The sequence below is a fragment of the Bradyrhizobium sp. SHOUNA76 genome (assembly GCF_023006445.1).
In the GTDB taxonomy this organism is placed as follows: Bacteria; Pseudomonadota; Alphaproteobacteria; order Rhizobiales; family Xanthobacteraceae; genus Bradyrhizobium.
This window is the reverse complement of the sequence record NZ_JALBHA010000498.1, coordinates 1-4,621: the sequence shown is the minus strand read 5'-3', so window position 1 is coordinate 4,621 and position 4,621 is coordinate 1. Positions and strand designations below refer to the sequence as shown.

The following is a 4,621-nucleotide window of genomic DNA, read 5'->3' as shown; positions in this document are numbered from 1 at the left end:
CGCGGCGAGCGCTCGACGAGGCGTTTGCCCAGCACCGTCTCCAGCCGTTGCAGCTTGAGGCTGACGGCGGCCTGCGTCGTGCCGAGCGCTTCGGCGGAGCGGGTAAAGCTCTGGAGGTCGGCGACCAGCAGAAAGGCCTTGATGGTGGCGATGTCGAGTGTGGCTGTCGTCATTATGATTTCTTATCACTGGTATCAACAGAGATAAGATACAAAAATGACGAGCGGAGGTCTAGCTTCTCACCAACGCCGCGCAAATCGCGCGACATGTTGAGGAGAACGACAATGCCCCTGATCACCGTGGCTTACACCACCTCCCGCCAGTCGCCCTCGCTGAAGGCCGACATCGCGAGCGCCGTGTCCGAGCTCACCGCAAAAATCCTGCACAAGGATCCTGAGGTGACTGCCATCATCGTCAAGCCGGTCGATGCCGATGACTGGTTCGCCGGCGGCAAGTCGCTGGCCGAGCAGAAGCTTGCAAGCTATTGGATCGACATCCACGTCACCGAAGGCACCAACACCAAGGACGAGAAGGCAGCCTATCTCGCCGCGATGTTCAGGCGCATGGCCGAGATTCTCGGCCCGCTGCATCCCGAGACCTATCTCCATGTCGACGAGGTCAAGGGTGATGCCTACGGCTTTGGCGGCCTGACCCAGGAGCGCCGCTATATCGCCGGCAAGCTCGAGGTGTCGCTGAAGGCGGCGTGAGGCAGCAGGCCGCGGGCGAGCCATCTCACCCGCGGCCTTATCGTCAGCTCGCCGCGCGGAACTGGACTTCGGAATTGTTCAGGAAGCACATCTTGTCGAACAGCTTCAAGTCCAGCGGGTTCGGCAAGCGGACATCGCTGAGGTCGGGGCAGGGCTTCGCCAAAGCATCGTAGGATCGATCGATCTGCGAGATGAAGACGACGATCAGCCCCTGATCGCGCGCGAACGACTTCAGCGCGCGCACCTGGACGGAGAGGTCGGGATTTTCTCGCCGCTGGTCGAGCAGTTGCAGATAGTCGATCACCACGACCGTGCCGCGGGGCGCCGCGGCCATTTGCTTGACGACGTAATCGGCGCTGATCGCGTCGGAGCAATCGACCTCGAATAGTTCATCGAATTGCGCCGGCTCCACGCCAATCGCGCGTAAGCGATCCAAGACGTCCTTCTCGGTATATTCGAGCGAGAAGAACGCGGCGCGATGGCCCGACCTCATCGCCTCCACCGCAAGTTCGAGGCTCATCAGCGTCTTGCCCTGTCCGGGCCGCGCGCCGACCAGCACGAGGTCACCGGGGTGGAATTGCGGGAATAGCCTGCTGGCGGGCGTCAGCGCGGCGGCTTTTGCGGCGAGCATGCTCCAGGCGGAGAATCCTTCCGTCGTGGCAACGCGGTCGAGAGCGTCGTGCAGCGGAATGCCTTCCTCGCGGCACAGGCGCCTCGCGCGTCGCTTCAGATGATAGATCGGCGCAGAGAGTCTCATCGTCAAACCTCCCATTGCGAGCGAAAAGCGCAATCCCTCCTTATGCCTGGCGCTCGAACAGTCGGTCGATGATCTCGTCGCCCGGCATGAGGTCTGCTTTCCCGGCGGAGGGGGGAGGCGTGGGCGGCACCGGAATCGAACATAGCCGATTCCGTGAAGCATGCGGAAGCGTCAGGCGGCCGCTTCCGGCAGCAGCGCGCGGGTCGGGCCGAAAAGCTGTTCGAACGCCTGCCGGAGCGCGACGTCGACGTCGGCCATGGTCACGAGCTGGCCGAGATCGACCAGCGAGGTGACGCCGTAGCGGGCGTCAGTGACGCCGCACGGCACGATGCCGGCGAAATGTGATAGCTCCGGCTCGACATTGATCGCGATGCCGTGGAACGCGACCCAGCGCTTCAGCCGGACGCCGATCGCCGCGATCTTGTCCTCGTAACCTTCGCCCTTGTCGGGCCGCTTGACCCAGACCCCGACCCGGTCCTCGCGCCGCTCGCCGCGGACGTTGAAGGCGGCGAGCGTGCGCAGAATCAGCTCCTCCAGGCTCGCGACATAGGCCCGGACGTCCGGCCGCCGGCGCTTGAGGTTCAGCATGACATAAGCCACTCGCTGGCCGGGCCCGTGATAGGTGAGCTGGCCGCCCCGTCCGGTGGCGAAGATCGGGAATCGGGGATCGAGCAGGTCGGTGGCCTTGCCCGAGGTGCCGGAGGTGTAGAGCGAGGGGTGTTCGAGCAGCCAGACCAGCTCGGCGGCTTCGCCGGCCGCGATGGCGGCGACCCGGGCTTCCATGGCGGCCACCGCCTCGGCATAGGGCACCGGTGCGTCCGAGATTCGCCACTCGACGGGCTCGCCGCCTACGGCGGAGAACGACGTCAAATCGAGCTCTTGACGCTGGTTTTGGCGGGGGTTTTGAGGCGAATTAACCATTGGCTAACCATAACGTGGTGATCATCTCGGGAGCAAATGCCAGTCTCAAGTTGCGGCGGTCCTGACAGTGCCCACCCTCGATAAAGTTACCGTGGATCTCATGGTCGTCCTCGGGACGACCACCATGCCGATCCATCAAGTATTACGTCTTTCCCGCGGCGCCATCATCGAGCTGGACGCAACCGAGGCCGACGAGGTCAAGGTTTTGGCCAATAATCTGCCGGTCGCTTCCGGCGTCGTCCTGGTCGACCGCAATCGGATCGCGGTCGAGGTCAAGCAGATGCTACCGCGCTCACCGGGCACGCGGTAGCGGCCTGGGCACGCGGTAGCGGCCCGGACACCCCGGTCAATGCCGATTCGGGCGAGGGGCCCGAACTTTCCTGCAAAGCTTGTGGAATTCAGGGCCTTTGCAGGCTTGTACCCCTCTGATGGATTTGTTAGATCGGCGCCGTTGATCCGGCCGGCCCTCAAGCCTCAGGCCGGCATCCCCAAAGCGCTCGTGGCGGAACTGGTAGACGCGCTGCCTTGAGGTGGCAGTGAGTAAAATCGTGGGGGTTCGAGTCCCTCCGAGCGCACCAAGGCCCTTTCTCTCATTGAAATCATTGAGTTTTCGAGACGCAATCCCCGGGATTGCGTCTTTGCGGTCGATTCCGCCGCACTGGATTTGTGCGACCTGGCCAAAGCTCGCCAGTCGCATCGACGCAAGCCTATTGCGGCTCGATTCCGGCCGCTTTGATGATCCGTCCCCATTTGTCGATCTCGGCTTTCAGGAATGCCTCGAGCGCTTCCGGCGTCGCACGCTCGGGCTCGACTGGCGCCATGCTGAGCTCGGCAAAGCGGCTGATCAGGGCGGGATCCTTCAGCGCCGCCTGCAGCGCGCCCACGAGATGGTCGATCACGGGTTTCGGTGTCCCCTTCGGCGCGTAGAGACCATACCACGTCGTCACGTCGAACGCGGGAACGCCGGCTTCCGCCGAGGTCGGCACGCCGGGCAACGTCGCCACGCGCGTCTTGCTGGTGATCGCGTAGCCCTTGATCGTGTTAGCCTGGATATAGGGCGTCGGTCCGGTCGCGGGATCGCAATAGACGTCGATATGGCCGGCGATGACGTCGTTCAGCGCCGGTCCGCCGCCCTTGTAGTAGATCGGGGTGAGCTTGGTATCGGTGGCGCTCATGAACATCAGGCCGCAGAGCTGCGAAGCCGAGCCGAGACCGACATTGCCGAAGGTGATCTTGTCGCCGGCGTTGCGAATGGTCGTCACCAGATCGCTGAGATCCTTGGCCGGAAAGTTCGGTCGCGCCACGAGGATCATCGGGACGTCGGTGACGAGCCCGATCGGGGCGAAATCGCCGACCGGGTCGAACGGCAGCTTGGCGTAGAGGGAAGGCGCGGTGGCCTGGCCGACATGCATCAGAAGCACCGTGTAGCCGTCGGGGGCGGCCTTGGCGACGCGGTTGGTGCCGAGCGTGCCGCCGGCGCCGACGACATTCTCGATGACGATGGACTGTTTCAGTGTCGCGCTCATGGCGCTGCCGAGGATGCGTGCGATGACGTCGCCGGGACCGCCGGCGGAGAACGGCACGATGACCGTGACCGGCCGGGCGGGGTAGTCGTCCGCGATCGCCGCATCGCGAGGGCAGAGCAGGAGGAACAGGATCAGCGATCGTACGAGAAACTTCATCGAACACTCCCTGGCGGCATTTCTCAGTCGTCGGAAGGCGCCGCCTCCTTGGCCGCCGACGATTTTTCGATCATGTCGAGCGCGGCCACCGCAGCTGCGTTGATGTGGTCGACGCAGCAGCGCTCGGCGAGATCCGCATCGCCGTTCTGGATCGCACGCCAGATCGCGGTGACCTCGCGAAGGCTCTTGTTGATCCGCTTCGGTTGCGACATCGAGGTGATCCGCAACAGCTGGATCCGGTCGTGGAGCGGTTTGAGCGCGCGCTCGATGAAGGCATTGCGGCAGCCACCGATCAGCGCGGCGTAAAAGTCGGTCTTGGCCTCGAGACACCCGATGAGATCCTGTTTGGCCGCCGCGGCCTTCAGGCGTGTCAGGGCGTCCCCGATCCGGCGTGCGACTTCCGGGTCATGCAGCCTGGCGCATTCGCGGCCGGCGAAGCCTTCAAGCACCGCGCGTGCGGCATAGAGCTGCCGCGCCTCTTCGAGGCTGATCGTGGAAACCACGGGGCCGCGGTGCGGGACCGTGTTGACCAGCCCGTCGGCTTCGAGCGCACG

Annotated in this window: 7 protein-coding genes and 1 tRNA gene; 3 read left to right on the top strand and 5 right to left on the bottom strand. The window is 64.2% G+C overall.

Annotated features, from left to right (window positions below; all coding sequences use genetic code 11):
* Positions 1-173, bottom strand: a 173-nt coding sequence (locus MOV74_RS31795) for a LysR family transcriptional regulator (protein ID WP_246930946.1), incomplete at its 3' end; no start/stop codon positions are given.
* 111 nt (positions 174-284) lie between these two features.
* Between MOV74_RS31795 and MOV74_RS31790 the strand changes: the two genes are divergently transcribed.
* Positions 285-707, top strand: a complete 423-nt coding sequence (locus tag MOV74_RS31790; RefSeq protein ID WP_246930944.1) for a 4-oxalocrotonate tautomerase family protein — start codon at positions 285-287, stop codon at positions 705-707.
* Between the two features lie 43 nt (positions 708-750).
* Here MOV74_RS31790 and MOV74_RS31785 read toward each other — a convergent pair whose 3' ends face one another.
* Both MOV74_RS31785 and lipB read right to left on the bottom strand, forming a co-directional pair.
* Complete coding sequence (locus MOV74_RS31785) at positions 751-1,464, bottom strand: DNA helicase (protein WP_246930942.1); 714 nt, start codon at positions 1,462-1,464, stop codon at positions 751-753.
* 171 nt (positions 1,465-1,635) lie between these two features.
* Positions 1,636-2,385 carry a lipoyl(octanoyl) transferase LipB gene (lipB, locus tag MOV74_RS31780; protein WP_246930940.1) on the bottom strand — a complete coding sequence of 250 codons (750 nt, stop codon included), beginning with the start codon at positions 2,383-2,385 and terminating at the stop codon, positions 1,636-1,638.
* A gap of 67 nt (positions 2,386-2,452) precedes the next feature.
* Between lipB and MOV74_RS31775 the strand changes: the two genes are divergently transcribed.
* Together MOV74_RS31775 and MOV74_RS31770 are read left to right on the top strand one after the other, a co-directional pair.
* A complete protein-coding gene (locus tag MOV74_RS31775) occupies positions 2,453-2,695 on the top strand; it encodes a FliM/FliN family flagellar motor switch protein (RefSeq protein WP_018647371.1) in 243 nt (80 codons plus the stop codon).
* Positions 2,696-2,878: 183 nt separating this feature from the next.
* A tRNA-Leu gene (locus MOV74_RS31770) sits at positions 2,879-2,963 on the top strand.
* A gap of 129 nt (positions 2,964-3,092) precedes the next feature.
* On the opposite strand, the gene MOV74_RS31765 is transcribed toward MOV74_RS31770, so the two are convergent.
* A complete protein-coding gene (locus MOV74_RS31765; protein ID WP_246930937.1) occupies positions 3,093-4,067 on the bottom strand; it encodes a tripartite tricarboxylate transporter substrate-binding protein in 975 nt (324 codons plus the stop codon).
* Positions 4,068-4,090: 23 nt separating this feature from the next.
* The coding region (locus MOV74_RS31760; protein ID WP_246930935.1) for a GntR family transcriptional regulator at positions 4,091-4,621 on the bottom strand (531 nt) is incomplete at its 5' end.

Bases quoted from the DNA above. Each gene is read 5' to 3' on its own strand.
- MOV74_RS31785 (WP_246930942.1), bottom strand. From the start codon at position 1,464: ATGAGACTCTCTGCGCCGATCTATCATCTGAAGCGACGCGCGAGGCGC.
- MOV74_RS31765 (WP_246930937.1), bottom strand. From the start codon at position 4,067: ATGAAGTTTCTCGTACGATCGCTGATCCTGTTCCTCCTGCTCTGCCCT.
- lipB (WP_246930940.1), bottom strand. From the start codon at position 2,385: ATGGTTAATTCGCCTCAAAACCCCCGCCAAAACCAGCGTCAAGAGCTC.
- MOV74_RS31790 (WP_246930944.1), top strand. From the start codon at position 285: ATGCCCCTGATCACCGTGGCTTACACCACCTCCCGCCAGTCGCCCTCG.